The 24,145-nt window shown below is 63.9% G+C and carries 16 protein-coding genes, 5 pseudogenes and 3 riboswitches; of the genes and pseudogenes, 11 read left to right on the forward strand and 10 right to left on the reverse strand.

What is annotated here, in order from left to right:
• Nucleotides 1-178: 178 nt before the first annotated feature.
• Together E3T54_RS05020 and E3T54_RS05025 are read left to right on the forward strand one after the other, a co-directional pair.
• Nucleotides 179-1,415: pseudogene (locus E3T54_RS05020) on the forward strand (IS3 family transposase).
• A 15-nt stretch (nucleotides 1,416-1,430) separates the two neighbouring features.
• Nucleotides 1,431-1,618: pseudogene (locus E3T54_RS05025) on the forward strand (IS3 family transposase); the annotation flags it as partial.
• A gap of 47 nt (nucleotides 1,619-1,665) precedes the next feature.
• On the opposite strand, the pseudogene E3T54_RS05030 reads toward E3T54_RS05025, so the two are convergent.
• A pseudogene (locus E3T54_RS05030) lies at nucleotides 1,666-2,055 on the reverse strand (recombinase family protein); the annotation flags it as partial.
• Nucleotides 2,056-2,122: 67 nt separating this feature from the next.
• Nucleotides 2,123-2,223, forward strand: a riboswitch (TPP riboswitch).
• Nucleotides 2,224-2,279: 56 nt separating this feature from the next.
• Between E3T54_RS05030 and E3T54_RS05035 the strand changes: the two are divergent.
• A complete protein-coding gene (locus tag E3T54_RS05035; RefSeq protein ID WP_174844394.1) occupies nucleotides 2,280-3,044 on the forward strand; it encodes a 3-oxoacyl-ACP reductase in 765 nt (254 codons plus the stop codon).
• A 13-nt stretch (nucleotides 3,045-3,057) separates the two neighbouring features.
• Nucleotides 3,058-4,374: an LLM class flavin-dependent oxidoreductase gene (locus E3T54_RS05040; RefSeq protein WP_134474821.1), complete on the forward strand. Its 1,317-nt coding sequence runs from the start codon at nucleotides 3,058-3,060 to the stop codon at nucleotides 4,372-4,374.
• On the opposite strand, the gene E3T54_RS05045 is transcribed toward E3T54_RS05040, so the two are convergent.
• Genes E3T54_RS05045 through E3T54_RS05055 form a run of 3 tightly spaced genes read right to left on the reverse strand, consistent with a single transcriptional unit; the run spans nucleotide 4,371 to nucleotide 7,021 of the window.
• Nucleotides 4,371-5,165, reverse strand: coding sequence for an ABC transporter ATP-binding protein (locus E3T54_RS05045; protein ID WP_134474822.1), 795 nt, complete (start codon nucleotides 5,163-5,165; stop codon nucleotides 4,371-4,373). The genes E3T54_RS05040 and E3T54_RS05045 overlap by 4 nt on opposite strands.
• Nucleotides 5,158-5,970 (reverse strand): ABC transporter permease, encoded by an 813-nt coding sequence (locus E3T54_RS05050; RefSeq protein ID WP_134474823.1) that lies wholly within the window; start codon nucleotides 5,968-5,970, stop codon nucleotides 5,158-5,160. Before E3T54_RS05050 ends, E3T54_RS05045 begins: the two co-directional genes overlap by 8 nt.
• Nucleotides 5,960-7,021, reverse strand: a complete 1,062-nt coding sequence (locus E3T54_RS05055; protein WP_206751259.1) for an ABC transporter substrate-binding protein — start codon at nucleotides 7,019-7,021, stop codon at nucleotides 5,960-5,962. The genes E3T54_RS05050 and E3T54_RS05055 overlap by 11 nt, the downstream gene beginning before the upstream one ends.
• Nucleotides 7,022-7,059: 38 nt before the next feature.
• Nucleotides 7,060-7,169: riboswitch (TPP riboswitch) on the reverse strand.
• A 227-nt stretch (nucleotides 7,170-7,396) separates the two neighbouring features.
• Nucleotides 7,397-7,504, forward strand: a riboswitch (TPP riboswitch).
• Here E3T54_RS05055 and E3T54_RS05060 point away from each other — a divergent pair.
• Nucleotides 7,473-8,837 (forward strand): MFS transporter, encoded by a 1,365-nt coding sequence (locus tag E3T54_RS05060; RefSeq protein WP_241977068.1) that lies wholly within the window; start codon nucleotides 7,473-7,475, stop codon nucleotides 8,835-8,837. (Overlaps the previous riboswitch by 32 nt.)
• Here the strand turns inward: E3T54_RS05060 and thiD are convergent.
• The 4 genes and pseudogenes from thiD to E3T54_RS05080 form a co-directional block, all read right to left on the reverse strand.
• A complete protein-coding gene (gene thiD, locus E3T54_RS05065) occupies nucleotides 8,788-9,648 on the reverse strand; it encodes a bifunctional hydroxymethylpyrimidine kinase/phosphomethylpyrimidine kinase (protein ID WP_134474824.1) in 861 nt (286 codons plus the stop codon). The two genes, E3T54_RS05060 and thiD, sit on opposite strands and share 50 nt — an antisense overlap.
• Nucleotides 9,645-10,307, reverse strand: coding sequence for a thiamine phosphate synthase (thiE, locus tag E3T54_RS05070; protein ID WP_134474825.1), 663 nt, complete (start codon nucleotides 10,305-10,307; stop codon nucleotides 9,645-9,647). The genes thiD and thiE overlap by 4 nt, the downstream gene beginning before the upstream one ends.
• A complete protein-coding gene (gene thiM, locus E3T54_RS05075; RefSeq protein WP_134474826.1) occupies nucleotides 10,304-11,104 on the reverse strand; it encodes a hydroxyethylthiazole kinase in 801 nt (266 codons plus the stop codon). The genes thiE and thiM overlap by 4 nt, the downstream gene beginning before the upstream one ends.
• Nucleotides 11,105-12,062: 958 nt before the next feature.
• A pseudogene (locus tag E3T54_RS05080) lies at nucleotides 12,063-12,563 on the reverse strand (recombinase family protein); the annotation flags it as partial.
• Between the two features lie 110 nt (nucleotides 12,564-12,673).
• Here E3T54_RS05080 and E3T54_RS05085 point away from each other — a divergent pair.
• Nucleotides 12,674-12,957: pseudogene (locus E3T54_RS05085) on the forward strand (recombinase family protein); the annotation flags it as partial.
• 151 nt (nucleotides 12,958-13,108) lie between these two features.
• Here the strand turns inward: E3T54_RS05085 and E3T54_RS05090 are convergent.
• Nucleotides 13,109-14,275, reverse strand: a complete 1,167-nt coding sequence (locus tag E3T54_RS05090) for an ATP-binding protein (protein ID WP_134474828.1) — start codon at nucleotides 14,273-14,275, stop codon at nucleotides 13,109-13,111.
• Nucleotides 14,276-14,705: 430 nt separating this feature from the next.
• On the opposite strand from E3T54_RS05090, the gene E3T54_RS05095 reads away from it, so the two are divergent.
• The 5 genes from E3T54_RS05095 (at nucleotide 14,706) to E3T54_RS05115 (ending at nucleotide 23,094) form a co-directional block, all read left to right on the forward strand.
• Nucleotides 14,706-15,116 carry a PadR family transcriptional regulator gene (locus E3T54_RS05095; RefSeq protein ID WP_370254917.1) on the forward strand — a complete coding sequence of 137 codons (411 nt, stop codon included), beginning with the start codon at nucleotides 14,706-14,708 and terminating at the stop codon, nucleotides 15,114-15,116.
• A gap of 315 nt (nucleotides 15,117-15,431) precedes the next feature.
• Entirely contained in the window at nucleotides 15,432-15,971 is a 540-nt protein-coding gene (locus E3T54_RS17665; protein ID WP_134474830.1) for a hypothetical protein, read from the forward strand.
• Between the two features lie 101 nt (nucleotides 15,972-16,072).
• Entirely contained in the window at nucleotides 16,073-21,001 is a 4,929-nt protein-coding gene (locus E3T54_RS05105; RefSeq protein WP_370254923.1) for a helicase, read from the forward strand.
• Nucleotides 21,002-21,179: 178 nt separating this feature from the next.
• Complete coding sequence (locus E3T54_RS05110; protein WP_134474831.1) at nucleotides 21,180-22,178, forward strand: type IV toxin-antitoxin system AbiEi family antitoxin domain-containing protein; 999 nt, start codon at nucleotides 21,180-21,182, stop codon at nucleotides 22,176-22,178.
• Nucleotides 22,171-23,094: a nucleotidyl transferase AbiEii/AbiGii toxin family protein gene (locus E3T54_RS05115; RefSeq protein WP_134474832.1), complete on the forward strand. Its 924-nt coding sequence runs from the start codon at nucleotides 22,171-22,173 to the stop codon at nucleotides 23,092-23,094. The genes E3T54_RS05110 and E3T54_RS05115 overlap by 8 nt, the downstream gene beginning before the upstream one ends.
• Nucleotides 23,095-23,661: 567 nt before the next feature.
• Here the strand turns inward: E3T54_RS05115 and E3T54_RS05120 are convergent.
• Nucleotides 23,662-23,997, reverse strand: coding sequence for a hypothetical protein (locus E3T54_RS05120; protein ID WP_134474833.1), 336 nt, complete (start codon nucleotides 23,995-23,997; stop codon nucleotides 23,662-23,664).
• Between the last annotated feature and the right edge of the window lie 148 nt (nucleotides 23,998-24,145).

Here is a 24,145-nt window from a genome sequence, read left to right on the forward strand (position 1 = left end):
CGCGGTGAGGACGGGCGTGTAGGTGTCGTCGGTGCGGTAGCTGGGGCAGTGCTCGCAGATGTTGGCGTAGGGGCAGGCTTCCTGCGCGGGCGCGCGGAGGCAGTAGCCGTGACCTGCCGCGGAGATCTCGGACAGTGGGCCCTCTTAAAATGAGGGACTACTGAAAGTAGAGACCAGCATGACCGCATCACGTCGGAAATTTACCCAAGAGTTCAAGGACGAGCTGTGCCGCGAGGTGATCAACACCTCCAAACCGATCAAGGACGTCGCCACCGCATACGGCGTCGGCCCCGAGACTCTCCGCAACTGGCTGATCAAATACCGCGAGGCCAACGGCGGCACGGAGACGGATCTGACGGTGTCGGAACGGGCCCGGCTGAAGGAGCTCGAGCGTGAAGTTCAAGAGCTGCGAGCGGAGACCGCTTTCTTGAAAAAAGCGAGTGCTTACTTCGCCCGGGAGCAGCGGTAGTGAGCAAGTACGAATTCATCGATTCCCAAAAAGCTGAGCCCGCCAATCTGAATTCGGTGGTGAAAATGTGCCGGTGGCTGGCCGTCTCGACGTCCGGCTTCTATCACTGGGCCACACGTCCGCAATCGGCCACCGCGGCCCGCCGGGAGGCGCTGATAGCAAGGGTCCAGTACTTCTTCGAGGAGTCCGAGGGCACCTACGGGTATCGGCGCATCCACGCCGATCTCGCCGAGGAACAAACCGAGTGCTCTCCCGAGTTGGTGCGGCAGATCATGCGCCAAGTAGGCGTGGTGGCCTGTCAGCCGCGCCCGTTCCGCATCACCACCGAGGCTGACGCAGAGGCCGCCGCGAGCATGCCCGACCTCGTCAAGCGGGACTTCACCGCCGACCGGCCCGGGGTGAAGTTCGTCGGCGACATCACCTACATCCACACGTGGCAGGGCTTCATCTACCTGGCCACCGTCATCGACTGCTACTCAAAGAAAGTCGTCGGCTGGTCCATCGCCGATCACATGCGCACCGAACTCGTCGCCGACGCGCTCAAGAACGCCGCCGCGACGACCCAGATCGAGCCTGACGCGATCTGGCACTCCGATCGGTTGAACCTGCCCAATACACGTCGATCAAGTTCACCGAGACGGTCGCTCTCGAGGGCCTCGTGGCCTCAATCGGGACCATCGGCGACGCCTACGACAACGCTGCCGCCGAGACCGTCATGGGGCTCTACAAGAACGAGGCCGTCGCGAACAACTCACCCTTCATCACCGGCCCGCTGAAAACCCTCGCTCACGTCGAGGAACTCACCTTCGACTGGGTCGACTGGTACAACAATCGGCGCCTCCACAGCTCCCTCGGCAACATGCCGCCCGAGGAATACGAACGCAACTACTACGCTGAAATAACCGGCCCGTTAAGAGACGGAGCCGCCAACAAAACGGCGGCATGAAACCCGGGACGGTTCACCGTCGCCTCCCTGCTCTCGGATCTGGAAGTGGCCAAGTCGCATTCCCGGCCCCGGGTGAGTAACGACAACCCCCCTACTCGGAGGCGTGGTTTAAGACCTTGAAGTTCGCCCCAGTGTTCCCGGAGCGCTTCAGCACCAACCTCGACCCGAGAATCCTTGCCACCCGCGACGCGGCCTGGATCAACAAGCCAGCCGAAGCATAAGAAGAAGAGCCGAAACTACCCGCCTAAACTCACGCTGGCCTCATCCACCTTGAAATTCCGCCCCCCGTCGGGGAAACGTGGCGATACAGTGTCTGCCGGGTGATCCCAAGCTCCTTACTAAGGGCGCCGACCTCCGTTTCTTTCTGCCCCATAGCGGCCATGGCCGGGCGGATTTTAGCCGGCGTCATCTTGAACGGGCGCCCGCCGGTCCTCCCCCGTTCCCGCGCCGCGGCGAGCCCGGCGACGGTGCGTTCAGAGATGAGTGCTCGCTCGAACTCGGCCAGGGCTGCGAAGATACCAAAGACGAGCTTCCCGGATGCTGTCGTGGTGTCGATCGCGGCGCCCTCGCCGGTGAGCACCTTGAGGCCGATGCCTCGGTCGGTGAGGTCGTGGACGGTGTTGACCAGGTGGCGAAGGTCTCAGCAGTTGATGAGTTCAGGCTCGGGACGCGAATTCGCCGGTACCAGGCGGTTGCGTATAATCGTTTCCAGCGACACGGGGTGCTGACTGTATGACGGTCGGCTGAGATGACACCCGTTGAACCTGATCTAGTTCGAACTAGCGAAGGGATGTCACGGAGAATTACGTGCACCGCATTGGGGCCGGATCTCGTCCTTTCGCCTTACCCAAGGTGAAGAAAATCATGCAAATAGCAGAACAGATTGTCCTGGTCACCGGCGGCGCACGCGGCCTGGGCGCCAGCATCGTGCACGCTTTCGCGACTCAGGGCGCCCGGGTGGTCATCAACTATCGCCACAGCGCCGCGGCGGCAGAAACCTTGGCCGCCAGCTTCGGGCCTGAGCACGCTTTTGCCGTACGGGCCGACGTCACCGACCCGGTCCAGGTCGCGGCAATATTCACGCAGGCTCAGGCACATTTTGGCTCCCCTGTGACAACGGTGGTCAATAACGCGTTGGCTGATTTCCGTTTCAACGGCGATGCCCGCTCCGGCGCTGCCGACATCGGCTGGGACGAGTTTGAGGCGCAGTTCTCTGGCAGTGTCCGCGGTGCCCTGAACACGACCCAGCAGGCGCTGGCAGGCATGCGCGAGGCCGGGTTCGGCCGCGTCATCAACATCGGCACCAACCTGTTCCAAAACCCGGTGGTGCCCTACCACGACTACACTGCCGCCAAGGCCGCCCTGCTCTCCCTGACCCGCACTCTCGCCTCAGAGCTTGGCCCGCACAACATCGCCGTGAACATGGTCTCTGGCGGGCTGCTGCGCACCACGGATGCCAGCGCGGCCACCCCCGAGGACGTGTTCGACTTCATCGCCGCGTCCACCCCTCTGCGCAGGGTGACAACCCCGGCCGAATTTGCGGATGCGGTACTTTTTTTCGCCTCCCCCTGGGCGCGGTCGGTAACCGGGCAGAACCTGATAGTCGACGGCGGCCTGGTGATGAACTAGGGCCGCGCCGGTCATGGCAGCCCCGCGCCAGCTCCACTTCAATGCGTTCCTCATGGGTTGCGGCCACCATGGCGCCGCTTGGCGGCGGCCGCAGTCGCCCATCGAGCAGTTGGGAGACATCAGTTTCTACGAACGGCTCGCCCGAAGCGCTGAACGTGGCCTCTTTGACGCGGTGTTCTTCGCCGACGGGCACGCCGTCGGCGATGTGAGTACCGGCCCGCGATGGTTTCTTGAGCCGCTGACGGCGATGGCCGCGATGGCGCGGGCGACGAGCCGGATCGGGCTGGTCAGCACCGTTTCGGCGACCTTTTACACGCCTTTCCACGCGGCGCGCATGCTTGCATCGTTGGATCACATCAGTAAGGGGCGCATTGGCTGGAACGTGGTCACTTCCATGTTTGACGCCGAAGCCCGCAACCATGGAATGAATGTGCTGCCCTCCCACGATCAGCGCTATAGCCGGGCGGCCGAGTTCATCGAGGCGGCGCTGAAATTGTGGGATTCGTGGGAGGACGATGCTCTGGTCTTGGACCGCGGAGGTCTCTATGTTGACCCGGCCCGGGTGCGGCCGATCGGCCACTCCGGTGAGCACTTCCGGGTGGACGGCCCGCTGACGGTGCCGCGCCCGCCGCAAGGTCGACCGGTTCTGTTTCAGGCCGGCGCCTCCGTCCCTGGCCGGGAGCTGGCCGCCCGTTATGCCGAAGGTATCTATGCGGTGGCATATGACCTCGCCAGCGGGCAGGAGTACTACCAGGATGTGAAACGGCGCATTGCCGTAGCCAAACGCGATCCGGATACGGTGTTGATCATGCCCGGCCTCGTCACTTATGTGGGGTCCACACAGGCGCAGGCGCGTGCGAAGCAAGCGGAGGTCGACGCCCTCCTGCCGACCGAGCAGTCGCTCGCGCAGCTGGGAACGTTCGTGCAACAGGATTGCAGCAATTGGGATTTGGATGTGCCGGTGCCGCCGCTGCCGCCGCTGGCCGGCTTCACCGGGCCGCAGGGCCGGTATGCGACCATCCTACGAATTATCGAGGCTGAGCAGCCCACGGTAAGGCAGTTGCTGGGCCGGCTCGCCGCCGGCGGTGGGCATTGCACCATGGTCGGAACGCCGGAGCAGATCGCCGACCAAATCGAGTTGTGGTTTCGTTCCGGTGCCGCGGACGGCTTCAATGTGATGCCGCCGCTGCTGCCGGAATCATTGGATGAGTTCGTGGACCGGGTGATCCCTGTGTTACAACGGCGCGGTCTGTTCCGCACCCGCTATACCGCGGATACCTTACGTGGGCACCTGGGGCTGGAACGACCCACGATCGGCGCTGCGGTTTAGGGTCCTCTGGGCGAGAGGGTTTCCTCGTGCAGGGTCGCCAGGAGCGTGCGTTCGTATCCGGCGAACTCTGCCGAGGTGGTCATCGACAGCTCGCGCGGCCGGGGCAGGTCGATGGTCAGGTTCAGCCGCACGGATGCCGGCCGCGCGCTGAGGACGACCACCCGGTCGGCGAGGTAAATCGCCTCACGGATGTCGTGGGTGATCAGCACCGCAGTCCAGGCGTTCTGGGACCACACCCCCTGCAACCAGGACTGCATGTCGGTGCGGGTGAGGGAGTCCAGGGCCCCGAACGGCTCGTCCAGCAACAGGACATCTCTGCCCTGCACCACGGTGCGCAGCAAGGCCGCGCGCTGGCGCATGCCTCCGGAGAGTTCGAAAGGATGTGCATCTTCAAAACCGGACAGGCCGAAGGCCGCAAAGAGACTGGCCGCCCGTGCTCGGGCGGTCTTCTTGGTTTCCCCCGCAACCTCGAGGCCGAGGGATGTGTTCTCCAGAATGCTGCGCCACGGGAACAACAAATCCTTCTGCGGCATGTATGCGAAGTGTTCGTGTTGACCGGTGACGACATCCCCGTCGACTAAGACCTCGCCGGAACTGGCCGTCTCCAGGCCGGCCATGATGTTGAACATGGTGCTCTTGCCGCATCCGCTCGGACCGATCACGGCAACGAATTCGCCCGGCCGCGCCGAGAAGGCGATGTCGTCGAGGACCGGCCGTACCTGCCCGTGGCCGAGCGGAAACGACTTACCTATTCCGCGCAGTTCGATCTTCGGGGGAGTCGCCTCAGCCATGCCAGCTCCTGCGTTCCTTCGAATGCCAAGGGATGATCGCCCGTTCGGCGACGTAGGTCAACAGGAACAGGCACACGCTCACGAACGCGGTCACCGCAACGGCAGCCAACACAAGATCGGTGCGAAACGAGTTCTTCATCACCGCCATATAAATGCCCAGGCCTCGCTCGGCGCCGACGTACTCGGCAAAAATGGCACCGGTGACGGCGTAGGCGATTCCGATTCGAAGGGCCGTGAAGAACGAGGGAAGCGCCGACGGAAGACGCACGTACACGAACTGCTTCCACCGGTTAGCCCCCATGCTGCGCAGCAGATTGATCGCGTCCCGATCGGTGCGGTTGAAGCCGTCAATCAGTCCGACCGTGACCGGAAAGAATGTCACCAGGGCGATGACGATGACTTTGGGCAGCATTCCGAATCCGAACCAGATGATCATCAGCGGCGCGATCGCAATGATGGGTATAGCTTGGGATGCCACCAGCAGTGGCACCAGTGCTCGCCGCAGCCATGGCGAAAAATCGATCAGGATTGCCAGCGTCCAAGCGACGGTCAGGGAGACGGCGAAGCCGAGAAACGTCTCCTGCAGGGTGGGGAGCGTATTGTCCCAGATCGTGGTGCGGGCCTCCCAGCCCTGCTGAAGAATGCGCTGCGGGGAGGGCAGGATCGCCGGCTGCACTCCGCCTGCCGTCACCGCCACCTGCCAGGTGATCACGAGCGCGGTGAGGATCGCGGCGGGAGGCGCTAGCGCCGAGAGTGCAGTCGTGCGGGGCGCTGTAGCCCGCTTCACGGTGATGCTATTTTTCACTGAGGTAGTGCTCAGTGAACAGTGTCGACGTGTCCAGCGGCGCTGTGAGCGGTTTGCCGTCTTCGTCGGCCAAGAGGCCGGCACGGTAGAGGGAATCGGCCAGCTGCTGCCAGGTGTCTGCCGTTTGAGTGCCTACTTTACCGTTGGCGTCTTTGAGGTAGGAAGCGCTCAGTTTTTCCTGGCTTTGGTACACGAGTTCCGTGTTTTCGAAGGCACCGGGGTTGGCGTCGATCAAAATCTTCGCCGCGGCATCTGGATGGTCGGCGGCGTATTGGTACCCCTTTTGCAGGGCCTGGACGAACTGAGCAGTGGCGGCAGGGTACTTGGCCGTCCAGTCCCGGTTTGCCTCGACGATCACCGAGTATTGGTCCGGTAGGCCATAGTCGTGCAGAGCGAAGAACTTCATCGGGGTGCCGCGAAGAGCGGCGTCGATGCCCTCCCAGGTGGTGAATGCCGAGGTGAAGTCAACTTTGCCGGCATAGAGGGCCTCATAGGCGGAGGTGCCCAGCGTGATTTTCCTAAACTCGCCCGTTCCACCGTCGTTCTTGATGACATCCGCAGCCTCGGTGGGGAAAGTTGCGCTGGGGTCTGCCATGCCGAGGGTCTTGCCGTCGAGGTCCTTGGGGCTGCGAATGTCGTCGCGGCTGGCCAGGACCCCGATCGCCGTAGCGTCGTGCTGCAGCACCGACATCACCGAGATGTTGCGCACACCCGCTGCCGCCGCGAAGGTGGCCGCGTCCTGGAAGCTGATACCGAAGTCAGCTGAGCCGGCGTTGATGAGTGCGTCGGTGGATGACTGGCTGTATGGGAGCACCTTCACCTCAAGCCCCGCCTGCGTGAAGTAGCCCTTCTCAAGAGCGACATACAGCCCGGTGTGATTGGTGTTCGGTGTCCAGTCCAAGGCGAAGGTCACCGGAGTCAACGCGGTAGACGAGGCGGTGCCAGTCGCCGAGCCTGAGGCGCAGCCACTCAGAACTGTCGCCGCGGCAAGAGCCAGCGCGCCCACCGTCACCCACGACGAAGGCGCACTTTTGAGTAGAGATAGTTGCACTGTCGTGCCCTCCTTGATTGCAGGAATATCAGGGCACGGGTGTGAGAAAATTGCCTCCCTGCGCTGGCATGATCCAGATCAGGTTCGACGGTCGAAGATTGATAATCTTCCTCTCAGCCCGGCTCACCGGACTCCCGTGTTCAAGACGAGTGTAACCAAGAAACAGCCAAGCCTGGACGAACAACGTGTTGGTTCACACTCCATGCGTGCGTACCAAGTCATCGAACAGCACCATTACGACTCCGACGAGGTCGCCGCCAGATCCCCACTCTCGCCGCGCGCTTGCAGACAATCACAACCAGAAAAAAGGGGCCAGAACATGGCCGAACGCAAACATGGCTAAACGCAGCCCCTGACACAGAGTGCTACGTTGTTCCTCGTCCACACGGGAGCCCTCTTGCAGGGGCTGAGAGGAAGCTGAGGCAGCTTCGACCGTTGAACCTACCGGGTAATGCCGGCAAAGGAAGTGAAGTTGATGCGTTACGCCCACCCCAACCCCGCCTCTGCCCCCGCTCAACTGCCACCGTCTGCACCGCCAGGCATGCGCCGCGCCATACGGGGCGGGATCTTCGGCAACTATGTGGACCAATTCGACATCTTCCTACCCGTCATCGCCCTGACGCCAGCAGCGGCGCATCTTTTCGGGTCGGAAAACCTGGTCAGCAACGCCGGACTGATCTTTGTCGCGACGCTGCTCGGGCGGCCGATAGGAGCAGCGATCTTCGGTCCGATCTCCGACCGCATCGGCCGCACGGCGACGACCAAGGTCGCACTCACCGGCGTGGCGCTGACGACACTGCTCATCGCACTGGTTCCCAGCCACGCCGTGTTCGGTGCAGGATCGCTCCTGTTGATCCTGGCGCTGCGTTTTCTCGGCGGAATTTTTCTCGGCGGTGAATACACCTCGGCTGTTCCACTGGCGATGGAATGGTCCGAACCTGAACGGCGAGGGCTTGTCAGCGGGCTGATCATGTGGATGTCACCCTGGGCCAACGCCACCATCGCCGGCCTGGTGTTCGTACTCCACGGCACGCTCGACACCGCCAGCTACAACGCATGGGGCTGGCGCATCCCATTCCTGCTCGGCGCCGTGCTCGCTTTTGGAATGCTCGCCTATTATCGTGCCCGGGTTGAGGATTCCCCGATGTGGACCCAGACCCCACGCCGCACGAACCCGCTGAAGGAAATTCTCATCGGCGAACACCGCCGGGCGCTGTGGCAGGTATTCATTCTGATGAGCGGCATGTGGTTGCTGACTTACATGGCCATCCCGGTGCTGACTGGGCAACTCGGCGCCGATGCCGACGTGGGCGCACAAACCATAACGTTCGCGATGATGTGCGGCACCGCCGCAAGCGCCTTCACCATGGCCGGTTGTGGGCACCTGTCGACGTTCACCGGCCGCCGCGTTTTCTTCATCGGCTTCGGCCTGATCGCAGCGGTACTGGGACCGGTGATCTTCCTAGCCGTCTTCACCGCCGCCGGCACCACGGCTTTGGTGCTGCTGGTCGTGGCGCTGCAGATCGTCACCGTTTCCGGCTACGGCCCGGTCGGCGCCTACCTGGCCGAACGCTTCCCGACTGCCGTGCGCTCCAGCGGCTACGGGGTCGGTTATAGCCTTTCCATCGTCATTCCAGCCCTCTACCCGTACTATCTGCCGGCCCTGCAGAATGTGCTCGGCGACCACGGCGCCGTCGCAGCGCTGCTCGCACTGGCTGGAGCGCTCGTGCTGACCGGCGCGCTGGCCGGCCCCGAAACAGTGCGGGTCAGCCTTGGGGCGGCCCGCCTGCCCACAACCGATGAAAGTGGTGGATAGGACCACGCCCGGTACCGACCTCGAGTTCGTCGGCGTGTTCCAGACTCTCCTGCAACCAGGACTTAGTCATCGATAACGCGACGCTCCAGTCCCCGAGCCGGGCCTGCAATGTCGCCATCGCCGACGACATCGAACATCCGGTTCCGTGGGTATTGGCGGTGTCCACCCGATCGGCTGCAACCTCAATCATCTGCCGGCCGGCGGGCAGCTGGCCGGTGGCATCCACCAGCGCGTCCGGGCACACGGCACCCTCTAGATGGCCGCCCTTGACCAGCACAATGACCTTATGCGCCGACGAGAGTCGCTTGCCCTGCTCGAGTGCGTGCGGCCAGGTCGAAGCGGTCGGCTCTCCCAACAGCACCCCCAATTCCGCCAGGTTCGGTGTGACCAAGTCGACCCGGCTGAGCAGCCGGATCATGGCGCTTTCTGCAGCCGGCTCGAGCAGCCGGTCGCCGCTGGTGGCGACCATCACCGGGTCAAGCACCACCACCGGCGGTTTCACCTTCTCCAACCAGTCATCGACGGCCTGAACGATCTCGGCATTGCCGAGCATCCCGATCTTGACCGCATCGATAGTGACGTCGTCACTGACGGCATCGAGCTGTTCACGAAGGAAGGCCACCGGCGGAATATGCACCGACCTCACCCCGTGGGTGTTCTGGGCAACCAGCGCGGTGACGACGGCCATCCCGTAGCCGCCCTGCGCGGCAATGCTCTTCAAGTCCGCCTGGATGCCGGCCCCACCTGTTGGATCGGTGCCAGCGATGCTCAGAACTCGGGGTACTGTGCGCGGCAGGACGGTACGAATCATCGGTTCCACTCCTCCACAAAATCCTCGGCCACCCGTTTCGGGTCCGCGGCGGCACAGATCGCGGAGACCACTGCGACACCTGCCGCCCGCGCCCGGCGCAGCTCGCCCACGTCGTCCAGCAAGACTCCGCCAATGGCCACGCAAGGCAGGCCTGCCACGGCAGCGAACCCGGCGAAACCGTCCACGCCGATCGGCGTCGGATGGTTCACTTTTGTGGCCGTCGCCCGGATCACACCAGCGCCCAGGTAGTCGACCGTTCTATCTGGCAGGAGAGCCACCTGGCGGAAGTGATCGACAGTATTGGCGGTCAACCCGATGATCGCGTCGTCGCCGACGATCATCCTCACGGCCGTAACCGGAAGGTCGCTTTGGCCGACGTGGACGCCATGCACGCGGGCGCCCGCAGCGCGGGCAGCCAGGAACACGTCGATCCGGTCGTTGATGAGAATCGCGGCCAGGTCACCGACAGCCTCGGATATGCGCAATACGAGCTGGTAGAAGTCGGCAGCGGACGCATCTTTCTCCCGGATCTGCACCGTTCGGACGCCACCGGCTACCGCAGCCCGCACCGTCTCGACCACCCCGCGACTGCCACATAACGCCGTGTCGGTGACCAGATACACGCCTGGCGTGAAAGTCTCCCTACTGAACTCAGTCATGAAATCGCTATCGACGCCCGGATCGCGGCCCCGTCAACGCTCGCCAATGCGTCAAGGAACGCGACGGCAAAACTGCCTGGACCGCCGGCGCCCACCGCCGCCCGCTCGGCCGCGATCGTATATACGGCCGTCGCGGCGGCAGTGGCAACAAGACGATCGTCGCCGACCGCGAGGAAAGCCGCGGTTATGGCGCCAAGCGCACACCCTCCACCGGTGACTTGGGTGAGGTAGGGATGGCCGTTGCTCAGGCGGATGACATCGGTTCCATCGGTGATCAAATCGGTCGCCCCAGAGATCGCGACGATGCAGCCGTACCGGTCAGCAAGCCGGCCAGCGGCATCCAACGCCTGCTCCGCCGTGTCGACCGAGTCCACCCCCCGGCCGCCATGGCCCGAGCCGTTCAGGGCAATCACCTCGGAGGCGTTGCCGCGGATTGCAGTGGGCGCGTACGCCAGCAGATCGGCGGCTAGCTGGGTGCGCACCGAAAGGACGCCGACGGCCACCGGGTCGAGCACCCACGGCGTGCCGATCTCGTGCGCCGCCCGGGCCGCTTCAAGCATGGCCGCACGCTGCTCCGCATGCGGAGTGCCCAGGTTCACTAGCGTGGCCGAAGCGATACGGGCGAACTGGTCGGCCTCGATGGGGATGTCGGTCATCGCCGGCGCAGCCCCGACCGCCAGCAACGCGTTAGCGGTGAAGTTGGTCACCACCGCGTTGGTCAGGCACTGCACCAGAGGTGTTCTCTCCCGCAACCGCGCCAGCAGCAGGCAGGCATCGTCCGCCGTGAAACGCCTCATTCAACGTCCTCGCTCAGATTTATCAACTGGGTGTGCCGGGGAGAGTTTGCGAACCGCAGCAGGAAACCGTCGACCCTCAGCAGGCGCATTCGGCCCGTGCACAGTCTAGAACACGGCGAAACGGCCGCCCCTTCACAGAGTGGAGACTGGGCTGGCCGCACCGATCATCGCCGGCTCTCAGATGCGGAAGATCCCCCCAAATCCGCCCGCGCCATACGGACGCGTGACGTTCTTGCTTGACTACTGGAGCATCATGCCAAGGCTCTTGAACGAAGCCCCAAAGGGCTGGATCGATGTCCGCGGATTCGTCGGAGTGGCAGGTAGAACGAAGCGGCCGCAGCGGTCAAGCCGGAAACGGCGTTGGCGGATACGCAAGGGCGCGTATACCGCGATAACGGGGGCCCCGAACTTCACACCGTTCAGTGTGCTGTGGCGCGACTTGTATGTCCGGCTTCCGGAAAATGCGGAGGCAGAGTCTCACCGAGACCCCAATGCAGGGCCACCGCTCACGCGGGGCCAACTGCGCTACGCACTGGATGAGGCGATGTCCCGATTCGACGCCAGACCCGACCGTGAGGAGCTGTCCGAAGCCCTGAACGGCACCGCGAAGTAGGGCGGCGATCGCTTTCCAATGGTCGGCTCCAGCTTGTTCGAGGCATATGAAGCTCTCGACCGGATTGAAAGCCACCTCACCGACTGGACTAGAGGACCGTTCCGCTTCAATCGCAAGAATAAAAGAACCGGACAATGGCGGCGCGGCTCATATCTTATCGGCCGAAGAATCCTCGGCGCCTGAGCCTCAGGACAGTCGAGCACACAGTGAAGACGCCCGCACATCAGAGCCGTCGGATGAGTAGATGACCGGCCCAGTTTGCCCGTAAGCCGAGCGTGAAACGAAACTTCGCGGTCTGCCCATGATCTGCAACTGCTGGCGCTCCTTGCCGGCGTTCTGTGACCACTATTTGCCGGTGTCGCTTGTCAGGGTCTCATCGGCAGATTGATCTGGCGGTAGTCCCAGGGCTCGCGCCCGGCGATAGAAGGTCGCTCTGGACATTCCAAGATCGAGCGCGACCTGCGCGGCTGTCTCTCCACCTTCTATGAGTCGGCGGGCGTTGCGGATTTGGCTGTCGGTAATGAGCCGAGGGCGACCGCCCAGGCTCTTGCCGGCTTCACGGCGCTTGGTGATCGAGTCGACCACACGCTCGCGCTTGATCTCGTGTTCCATCTGTCCGAGCGCCGCCATGATCGTGAACAGCATGGATCCCATCGGTGTCGACGTATCGACATCCCCGCCGCCCAAGTTCAGTACGCGAAGGCCAGCGTCGCGGCCGCGGAGTTCTTCGGCGAAGGCGAGCATGTTCTGTGTCGATCGGCCGAGTCGGTCCAGAGTCGTGATGACGAGAGTGTCGCCAGCCTGAAGGGCGTCGAGAGCGCGATCGAAGTGCGGGCGTGATGCTCGAGTGACGTGCTCGACCTCGTGCGTATGACGCCCGTCATCGGGCTTAATGTCAGGCGGGGCAAACGAGACATCCGAGCTTGAAAACTCCACGAAAGCGGCAACGGCGACAGCTCACATTCACCGGCGACGACAACGCGATGGCGACGCTCCTCCTAAACGTGATGGGAGCCTTTGCTGGGTTCGAGCGTTCTTTGATCCGGGAACGTCAGTGCGCATCACGCTGGCCAAGAAGAGAGGTGCGTATCGGGGGCGCACGCCGGCCCTCGACGCGGCCCGGGCGGCCGAGCTCCGAGAGAAGGCCGCGGCCGGGGTCCTGAAAGCGGCGCTGGCCCGCGAGTACGGCATCAGCCGTGAAACGGTCTACGCCTACCTCCGCGTAGGCGAAGCTGGCTAACCACGACAGGGAGTCGGAACCGAGACACGATGGGTTCGCATCGTCTCCTCGTCGCCCGACCTGACCGCAAGAGACGCTTCGCCTGTCCCGACACTGACGATAGGGATGAATAAAGTGGGTGCGGGCAAGCTTGGATTGGGGTCTGGTCGCGTTATTTGGGCTGGCGCACGATGAACGCGGCCATGCCTGGAACGGTGAAGGCCACCACTCCGTGCTCGGGTGCGTAGATAAGTCCCTTGGCAATCAAGTTCGCACGACTCGGGCCCAGGCTTGCTGGTGCCCGGCGCAAGCGCACGGCGATTTCGCCCGAGGGGCTGCCGTTGTCTCCGTCCACGGCCATTGCGCGCATGTAGTTCTGTTCACCCCGAGTGGCCCGGTCCCAACGGGCACGGAAGAACCCGCTGTCGAGGGCTGCTCTGCCCTTCGCCGCCCCGACACGAGCATCGTCGTAGGTGATGGTTGGGCCCGCGGCTTCGTTCCACGTGTCTTGACCAAACTGCTGGATGAAATATGGGTACCCGGCACTCTCCTCGACGAGCAGCGCGACGGCCGATTCCTCCCATTCGACGCCTTCTTCAGCGGCGGGCTTCGTCAATGCGTCAGCCGCGACAGAGCCACGGAGCGCCTCGATTTTCTCGTAGTTGAACCGTTCGGCGTAGGACTTCGCTTCGGCGAGAACCCGAGGGAGGCTGGGGAGTCCTGCTAGAGCAAAAAGCACCCTCCAGTCGTCCTGGGCGGACGCATGCGCAATCGCACAGATGGCGATCAACTCAGACTTGGACAGGTCCTGCGCTTCGTCGATGAGTATGGCAACGCCGACCCCCTCCTCTTCCGCTGCCGCCGCCAGGTCCTGAATGAGCTTGCGGAGGTCGGTCTCAAAGACGCCAGTATCTGCTCCTCCTCCAGAAGCGCCGGATAGGTCGAGCCCGAAATTCCAGGTGCCGGTGGCATCGTAGGAGGCCTTGAAGCTCAGGGCGGTTTTCAGCGCTTTTGCTAGACGCCGTCCTGCGGAAGGTCGTGCCAGGTCCGCAAGGGGAGCGTGGAGCGCCTCACCGAGAGCTTCCCGCAAATCTTTGTCCCCGCCCGCCTCAACCTGTGCCACGATCCATTCCCGACCGTCAGCTGAACGTCGAAAATCCGACAGCAGAACTGTTTTCCCGACGCCACGCAGACCATAGAGCACGAACGGCTGATTGGATCGACCCGCTTCGACTCTGTCCAGTGCGACGTTCCAGTCAGAACGGGGTTGGTCGCGCCCCACGAGAGCGGCTGGTTTGCGGCCTGCTCCGGGGGAATAGGGGTTCAAAACCGGATCCATGATGCCTCATATCTACTGAAATCTACGCAAGTGTAGCAAAGAGCTAGAGTTCGATAGCTTTCAGTAGTTTTGCGGTCTTTGCGGCCCTGGATGATGTGGAAGTTCGCCATCGACAGACCGATTCCATTGACGGCGTGAAGCTTAACGATATATCGTTGATACATCGCAGCGAGGTTGCGGTTACGTCGATTGTTCTTCCTGACACGAAAGGTTGGATGCGATCATGAGGCGCATTTTTCACACACCAGGCATGGAGTTCGGCCCGGAGTCCGGCCGCTCGCACCACGACTTGTCCGAGCACGGCCCACAGGGCCACGGCCGCGGTTTCGGCAGGGGAGCGGGATTTGGTCCGGGTTTCGGCGGCTTTGGTCCGGGCTTCGGACGTGGTGCTCGCGGTTCCAGGCGAGCAAGCAAGGGCGACGTCCGGTCCGTGATTCTGTCGCTCCTGGCCGAGCGCCCGTCGAATGGCTATGGACTCATCAGGGCGATAGAGGAGAAGACCGGTGGCGCCTGGCGGCCGAGCCCTGGCTCGGTGTATCCGACGCTGCAGCAGCTCGTGGACGAGGAGCTCATTTCTCCCACGGGTGACGGTCGTCGCACCGAGTATGAGTTGACGGAGGCAGGCACGGCGTACCTGGCCGAGCACGCGGACGATCTCAAGAAGGCGTGGGAGGCAACCCCGGGCCAGTCCGACGCGGACGCTGCCTTCCACGAGAGCGTCGGAAAGCTGTTCGGCGTCGTCCACCAATTCCGCTTCTCTGCAACCGACGCCCAGCGCACGGCCGCGATCGAGAAACTCGACGAGGCCCGACGCGCCCTCTATCTGATCCTCGCCGACTGAGCAGTGTTGCGCGGCTCCGCTCGTCGAGCGCTGCCGGGTGCTGTGGGAACCGTGCCAGCAATGGCGCTGTTTCGACCTGTTAACCTCGAAGCGCACCCATTCGGGGGACAGGGGAGTGGCGTATGGCCGGCAGGCGTTCGAAGAAGCATGTTTCATCAGACCAGGGCGAATTCGACCTCTGGGGACTCGATGAGAGCAGCGCTGACGCCCAGCTTGAGGCGGAACGAAACGCTGAACCTTCGCCCGTTGAGGCCGCCCTTGTCAGTGGCCAGCTGAGCTTTGATGACTTTTGGATTGAACAGGATGGTGGGACCGATGAACCAGTACGGATTGATAGCCAGGGATCACTGGATCAAGGTGGCCCCGGCCCGGTACGCGGCGTTGCCGAACCCGGAGGATTACTTCGAGGATCTGGGCGAGCAGGTGCAGGGCCAGGTCGACGACCTGAGCCAGAGGATCGCCGGGCCGGACCCGGCGGGGGAGACCTACCTGGAGAAGGTGGGTCGACTCACGATGGCGAAGAGGCAGGCCGAGGAGATCGTGCTGGCCGACCTGGTGTGGATCACACCGGAGCTCTCGGCGGACGAAGCCCGGGAGGAGTGGGCGTCGGTCCAGCCTCCGGTGAAGGCGTTGGCGGATTGGGCATTCCTGATGCAGGACGAGGATCGGGAGTTCAAGTCCGTCGACCCGATCGAGCAGCTGGCGGAGGATTGGATGCTGCCGGAGAGCTTCTTGGAGGTCCTCGCGGTCCAGGACAACCCGTACCGGTTCCTGAGCGAGCAGGCGGAGATCCTGACGGAGAGCGCGAACCAGCGGTATCGCCGCTTCCAGGAGACGCAAGGCCAGGAAGAGTAACCGCACCCAGCTTCACCCCGGACACCCAGGACGGACTCGCCCCCTCGGGCCCGAAGGCCCGCTACGGCGCGAACGTCGCCGCCATCCGACTCTCCCAGCAGCTGCAGGTCGCGGACCGACCCGCAACGAGCGCCGAGCACCAGGTCCTCGCCCGCTGGTCGAGCTGGGGTGCCCTCCCCGATGTCTTCGACGAGTCCAAGGACAACTGGGCCAGCGAACGCACCGAACTGAAATCGCTGCTCACCGGTGACGCGTACGCGGAGGCGCGGCGCACGACGATCAACGCCCACTACACCGACCCGGCCTACGTGCGCGAAATCTGGTCAGCCCTGACCGAGCTGGGCTTCGAGGGCGGCCAAGTCCTCGAACCCGGTGCGGGCTCCGGCACGTTCATCGGGCTGGCCCCAGGCAGCGCTCGGATGACCGGGGTCGAGCTGGACAGCACGACGGCCGCCATTGCGAGTGGCCTCTACCCGCAGGCAGAGATCCGTGCGGAGTCCTTCGCCGACAGTCGGTTCCCGGCCGGGTATTTCGATGCCGCGGTCGGCAACGTTCCCTTCGCCGATGTCCGCCTGCATGACCCCGCCCACAACGCGGGCCGGCACTCGATCCACAACCACTTCATAATCAAGTCCCTCGCCTTGACCCGACCTGGCGGCCTGGTCGCGGTGCTGACCAGCCACTACACACTCGACGCGCAGAACCCGGCCGCACGCCGGGAGATGAACGCGATGGCCGACCTCGTCGGGGCCGTTCGGTTACCGTCCGGCGCGCACCGTCGCGCTGCCGGAACCGACGTCGTGACCGATTTGCTCGTCTTCCGCCGCCGCGAAATCGGCCAGCCCGCGGTGTCGCAGCTGTGGGAAACGGTCACCGCTCACCAGGTCGACGGGCAGATGGTGAAAGTCAACTCCTACTTCGATCAACGCCCCGAGAACATCCTCGGCGAGGTCCACGTCGGTACCGGGATGTACGGCAACGAAACGTTGCACGTCACGGCCACCGATCTCACGGCCATACCCACCGCGCTTCGCGCTGCTCTGGCAGGTGTTGTCACGGATGCCACCGAGGCCGGCCAGCTGATGACCGTTCGGAGCGCCCTGTCTGAGCGGACACTCTCGGCCGGCCGGCCGGCCGAACCGACTCAGTGGGACGGCACGATCACCGTTCAGGAAGACGGAACGTTCACCATCGTCTGCGCCGGTCAGCACGAGCCGCTTGCCGTCCCGAAGAACGGGGTGACCGAGCTCACGGCGCTGCTGGGTCTTCGCGACGCGGGGACTGCTCTCCTGGCGGCGGAGTCCATCACGGTGGACGACACTGACGAGATCGTCGCCGCCCGGACGACGCTTCGCGACCGGTACGACACCTACAAGGCGACCTACGGCCCCCTCAACCGGTTCACCTTGCGCCCCACGGGCCGCGACGATCCGGAAACTGGCGAATCGGGGATGGCCCGCATCACGCCGGCCCCCGCCCGGATCCTGCGGAAAGACCCCTTCGGGCCCTTGGTGATGGCGCTGGAGAACTTCGACGAGGAGCGGCAGAGCGCCGCGCCTGCAGCGATGCTCAAACAGCGTGTCGTGGCACCACGCCCCACCACGCGCGGCGCTGAAACCCCGGCCGAGGCCATCACGCTCAGCTTGGACCGGACGGGCCGGATCGACCTAGAAACGATCGCGTACCTGCTCGGCCAGGACGAGAGCGAAGCGCGCGCCGGCCTGGGGGAGATGGTCTACGACGACCCGATAACCGGCCAGCTCATCCACGCACCCGAGTACCTCTCCGGTGACGTACGCGTCAAGCTCGATGCCGCGCAGGCCGCCGCGCAATCCAACCCCGAGCAGTACACGGCCAACGTGAACGCGTTGGCCGCGGCATTGCCGGAGAAGCTCACGATGGAGCAAATCCGGGCGCGCATGGGAGCCGTGTGGATCGACGCAGACTCGCACAAACAGTTCCTGCAGGAGCTCCTCCGCGACCGAGGCCTGAGGGTGGAGAACCCGATGCCGGGAATGTGGGAAGTGCGCGGCAACCGGCAGAGCCTCCGGGCCACCAGCGAATGGGGCACCAAACGTCGCCCCGCAACCGACATCGCCCAGGCTCTGATGGAGCAGAAGCCCCTCATCGTCCGCGACGACATCGAAGAGCTGGGCAAGAAGAAAAGCGTCGTGAACGCATTGGAGACGACGGCCGCGCAGGAGAAAGCCGACAACCTGCAGGAACGGTTCGCCAACTGGATCTGGGAAGACCCCGAGCGAGCGACACGCCTCACGGACGAGTACAACCGCCGGTTCAACTCCATCGCGCTCCGCGACTACAGCAACGAGGGCGACTACCTGACGTTGCCCGGTGTGGCGTTGAACTTCGTCCCGCGATCGCATCAGCGCGCAGCTGTCGCACGGATGCTCTCCGAACCGGCCGTGGGGTTGTTCCACCAGGTCGGTGCGGGCAAGACCGCGGAAATGGTCATGGGCACCATGGAGCTTGGCCGGATGGGACTCATTACCAAACCGGTGGTCGTGGTGCCCAACCACATGCTCGAGCAGTTCGCCCGCGAGTGGCCCCAGATCTACCCGCAGGCTCGCATCCTCGCGTCCTCCAGTGATGACCTCGCCGGCGACAAGCGTCGACTGTTCGTTGCCCGCGCGGCTGCGAACGACTGGGACGCGATCATCATGACCCGTACCGCTTTCCTCCGGATCCCGCTCTCACCCGCGACCGAGGCTGACTACGTCAACCGTGAGGTGTCCGCCGTGCGAACGGTCCTTGAAGCGGCCACCGGTGAGGACGCGATGACGGTGAAACGCCTCGAGAAAACGTTGATGGCGTTGGAAGAGAAGTTTAAGAAACTCACCGACAAGCCCCGCGATCCGGGCATCACCTTCGAGTCCACCGGCATTGATTATGTCGTCGTTGACGAGATGCACGACTATAAGAATCTGGCCACCGCGTCCAACATTCGGGATGCCGCGATCACGGGTGCGGATCGCGCGATCGACCTGCACATGAAGCTCGAGTACTTGCGCTCTCAGCACGGCGACCGCGTCGTCACTGTGGCCACGGCTACACCGTTGGCTAACAGCATTACCGAGGCGCATGTGATGCAGCGGTACCTGCGGCCCGACCTGCTCGAGAACGCCGGCATCGGTCACTTCGACGCGTGGGCGGCGACGTTTGGGCAGACGGTGACTGAGATGGAGATGGCGCCCACCGGTGGCGGTAACTTCCGGTTGAAGACCCGGTTCGCGAAGTTCCAGAACGTGCCCGAGATGCTCCGGATGTGGCACGTGTTCGCGGACGTCAAGACCGCTGAAGACCTCAAGCTCCCCACACCGTTGTTGCGTGAGCGTACGGACGGGCAGCGGGTGCCCGAGAACATTGTGCTGCAGCCGGGCCCGGAGCTCGAGGCGTATATCGCGGACATTGGTGAGCGTGCCGAGCGGGTCGCCAACAAGTCGGTGCGGCCTGAGGATGACAACATGCTCAAGATCTCCACGGACGGCCGGAAGGCTGCCCTGGACGTGCGCATGGTCGGCGGCGACCGCCCGGGCGGGCCGACGAAGATCGACGCGGTCGCGCACCAGGTGCTGCGCATCTGGAACGACACCAAGCACCTCACCTACCTCGACGACGTCACCAAAGAGCCATCGCTGACGCCGGGAGCGCTTCAGCTGGTGTTCAGCGACCTAGGCACACCGAAGCCCGACCGGTGGAATGCCTACGACGAGCTGCGGTCAAAGCTCGTCGACGGCGGGATGCCCGCCGAGTCCATCCGGTACATTCACGAGGCCAAAACCGACCCCGACAAAGCACGTCTGTTCGCGGCCGCGCGGGCCGGCCATGTGGCCGTGCTCGTCGGGTCGACCGCGAAGATGGGTGTTGGCACGAACGTGCAGGCCCGCGCGATCGCCCTGCATCACATGGACTGCCCGTGGCGCCCCGCCGATATCGAACAGCGCGACGGCCGCATTGTGCGGCAGGGAAACCAGAACGCCGAGATCGGTCTCTACCGGTACGTCGTCGAGCGCAGCTTCGACAGCTACATGTGGCAGACCGTGGAGCGGAAAGCGAAGTTCATTTCCCAGATCATGCGCGGCCGGCTCGACATGCGCGAGATCGAAGACATCGGTGACGTCGCCCTCGGTGCGGCGGAGACGAAAGCACTCTCGTCCGGCAACCCGCTCCTGATGGAGCAGTCCGTGGCGAACAACGACGTGTCGAAACTCCAACGCCTCGAGCGCGCCTGGCAGCGCAACCAGACCAACCTCGCGAGCATGCGCGTCAGCGCCACCACCCAGGTCGGGACGCTGGAGCGGAACATCGCCGCGTTGACGGCTGCGCTCCCGCGCGTCGTTGACACGAGCGATGACTTGTTCCGGATGACGGTAGCCGGCCGAGAGTATGGCAAACGGGCGGAGGCTGGCGTCGCGATCGGGGAGTGGGCGGCACGCAATGGCGTGCGATACCTGCCCACCAATGTCGACCGGAACCTGGGGCCGTTAGGCCAGGTTGGAGGGTTTCCCATTGACGTCGCTTCACGGACTTCGTTGGGCCAGGTGCACATCGTCGCGGAGCTCCGCGGGGTACCGGGGGCGAGCGTGAGCGTGCCCCGGGATCAGTTCTCCGAAGCCGGTGTTGGGTTCGTCCGGCAGCTCGAGAACCGGGCCGCATCATTGCCAAAACTCATTGCCGAAACCCAGCAGAAACGAGTCGAGGCCGAGACAACCATCACCGAAGTCGACGCGCGAATCGGCGACCCGTTCAAGCACAGTGACGATCTGCACGAAGCGCAGGCCCGACAAGCCCGCGTCCGGGCCGACCTCGCGGCGATGGCCAACGACCAGAACCCGCGCACCGAAACAGCGGAAATTGCCGCGCCAGCTCGTGCGGATGAACAGGCGGCCGGGCGTGATCGGATGAAGAAACTCGCCGAGCGAGCACGCGCCAGAGCCGACAGTGACGACCAGGACGAGCGCGCGGATCAGGGGCCCGAGATCAGGGTGAGTCCGCCGCGACCTCGGGTGTAGGGGCTAGTTGGTGCGGTTGGGCTCTGCACGCTGGACCGGAAGGACTCGAACCCCAAGCTCCGTGGCGAGCAGGATCTGACCTACCGTGAGGCGCGGCCGGCAGTGTGACGTAGGCGCCTTCACTTCGCGCGGGTTCACTGTTTGCTTGGAAAGTATATGAAGACTATACTTTTCGAGTATGAGTGTGGTTGTTGAGCCGGTCCTTGAGGATCTAGCGTCTGGGCAGTGGGGGCTGTTTACGGCTGCTCAAGCGCGGGTGCGGCGGGTGAGTCGCGCTAATCTGTCGCACCGGGAACGTGATGGGCGTCTCGTGCGGCTCGCGCACGGCGTGTACCGGCTGGGTGGGGTGCCGGTGGCGCCTCTGGATGAGCTGCGGGCGGCCTGGATGTCGACGGAGCCGGAGATGCTGGCTTGGGAGCGGGTCGACGTTCCGGAGGTCGTGGTTGGAGGGGCAGCAGCGGCCGCCGTGCATGAGTGTGGCGATATTGAACCGGCGCCGTACCGACTGTTTTCGCGCGGTCGGCGTCAGACTCAACGGGCGGACATTGCGTACCGGCAGCGCGTGCTGGATCCAGAGGATGTTGTTGTGGTGGGGGGACTTCCGGTGACGAGTATCGAGCGCACCGTCGCTGATCTCGTCGATGAGGTCGGGGATCTCTCCCTGGTCGGTGATGTGCTCGCCGACGCGACCCGGGGAGATCGCGCGATTGACCTGGACCGCCTTGCCCACCTGCTTGCCCCCTACGCGGCACGGTATGGGCACTCTCGCGGGGATGGGTCGGCGCTGCTGGAACAACTCCGCAGGAGTGCGGGCATCGACGATGTTGCTGTTGCTCGCGCACTGGTGCAACGTCCCGCTGTTGGCGCTGCCCTGGCAAACGTCATCAGCCGAGAAGTTGCAGAGCAGCTTCAAGTCATTGCCGCTCAGTTTCAATCCCAGCTGGGGGAGAACGCTCAGTTCCGCGAACAAATAGACCTGATGCTGGCTCCCCTGGACGAGCAGAGCCGTCTCGTTTCCGAGATCGCGGACACGGTTCTGGCGCCGGTCCTTCGACAGAATCGAGAGCAGATGAATCAGATCACGAAGATGATCGCATCACAGCTACCCACCATCACGATGCCGAGGCCCGCAATGCCAGTCCGAAATTTCCGCACCGATACGCAGACCGATGAGTAACGACCAGCCGTACCCCGATGGGCGTGCGGTGCTGTCCGCGATCAAGGAGAAGGCGCTCTCAGCGCATCGCAGCGGGGTAGGAACGTCGGTTCAGAGCCTCATTGAACTGGCAATTTTCGATCGCTTTCTCTGCCGGGTGTTCTCCGCCCGGGACTGCCCGTTTGCTCTGAAGGGTGGCACCAGCATGCTTGCGCGGCTTCCTGGGGCCAGGCGGACGACGGACGTTGACTTGGAGACGGCGGAGATGAGTATTGACGAGGCCATCACGCAACTCCGCGCGGCGGTCAGCGTCGACCTGGGGGATCATCTTGAGTTCCGATATCTGCGCCACCGGGACACCGGCGGGCGCAATCAGCCTGAACTCCAGGCGGCCGCAGTCACCTTCAGCGTCACAGTGCGTGGCGCTGGAACCCAGAACCCCGTCCATGTTGACCTGGCTATCCACAAACGCACGCCCGCGGCACCGCTGCAGCGGATCACCCCGGCGTTCAGGCTCGACATGTCTCGTCTCGGCCCCGTCGTTGCGTATCAGGCGATCGCTGTCGAGGATCAGATCGCTGACAAGGCGTGCGCCACCCTCTCGACCTACGGCGGTCAATCCTCGACCCGATCGAAAGATCTCGTCGACCTGGCCATCCTCGCCCGAACAATGCGCATCAACGCGCGGCAACTACGCATCAGCGTTCATACCGAAGCGCTCTACCGGAACCTTTCAGCATTCACAACGCTCGTGGTGCCGCGATCCATGACTGATGGGTACGGAAAAGTTGCCCGAACAGTCCCACTTCTGGGCGATCTCCTCAACCCCGACGACGCAATTTCTGTTGTCAACGCGATGCTGCAGCCAGCTCTCAGCGGGGATATCACGGACGGCCAATGGCACCCCACGCAACAGCAGTGGGTCGATCAGCACTAACGATTGAGCACCAGACCTTCAGCCGGCAGCCGCACCAAGGTGCGGCGCTGTGTCGCTGAGAGTGGAGGTCTCCCGGCCGCCCGTGCGCTCAGAAGAGAGCGGGCCGACCACCCCGCTCGACCGGCCTCACATCCAGGGATTGGCGAAGGCCCACTGCAATCGCGGTGGGCCCTCAACCATCAAAGTAGCCGACGCCACTGACAACGCCACCTCAAGCGGGACTCAAACAGCGCGCTCCACAGGGCGGAGGCTGGCGACTGCCCGGACCGATTGCAGGCCAGGAGCGGGCCGCGCGCCTGCGGGCCTGGGCAGCTGGGAGTTTCTGACGAGTTCGGTGATAGCTGCGAAAAAGCCCCGGCTTCACTGCACCTGGGGGGAGGCGAGGAATCTGCCGGGGCCAATCCTGTGGAGTGGGGGACTCCGCCACCAACCGTACGGGGGAGGCGCTGAATGCCGGCTGGGCGAACCCGCGTGTCGATGAGAAAAACAGGCCGACTACTCGCTCAAGGGAGTTGGCTACGCGCAGGTGGAGACCAGGACTGAACGTGAACCTGGTGAGAGTTCGTGTCAGCCCGTGACGTGCTCGGGGGAGGGGACCGGCGGGGTTGGGGCGGTGAGTCCGCGCAGACGCTTCACTTCTTTGGGATCAAGTTCTAGCAGATCGGCGACCCGGCTCGTGTTCTCACCGAGCGTGAACAGGCTCTGGATGCTGAGTCCGATGGTGGTCTCGACGACGGCCAGTTGTTCGATGAGGGTGTCGCGTTCGTCGCCGGCGGTGAAGAACTCGGCGAGGGTCGCTTCGATCTTGCTGTCGCGCTCCCCGCGGACCTGATCGACACGGGTGCGGGCGAGCCTCGCGCGCTCCCTGGCGTCCAGCTTCTTACCGGTCTGTTTCGTTGCCATCTTCCAACTACCCCCATGAACTCAGATTCAACTCGCACCGAACGATCCCGGCACCCCCAATTAATCACAGAACCAGCCTTCCCCAAAACTCACCGCAAAAGCCAGAGCAAAGTAGACACACCTTTTGCACTAATAGTGTCTGGACGGG

Source organism: Cryobacterium sp. Sr8 (genome assembly GCF_004403225.1).
Taxonomy (GTDB): Bacteria; Actinomycetota; Actinomycetes; order Actinomycetales; family Microbacteriaceae; genus Cryobacterium; species Cryobacterium psychrotolerans.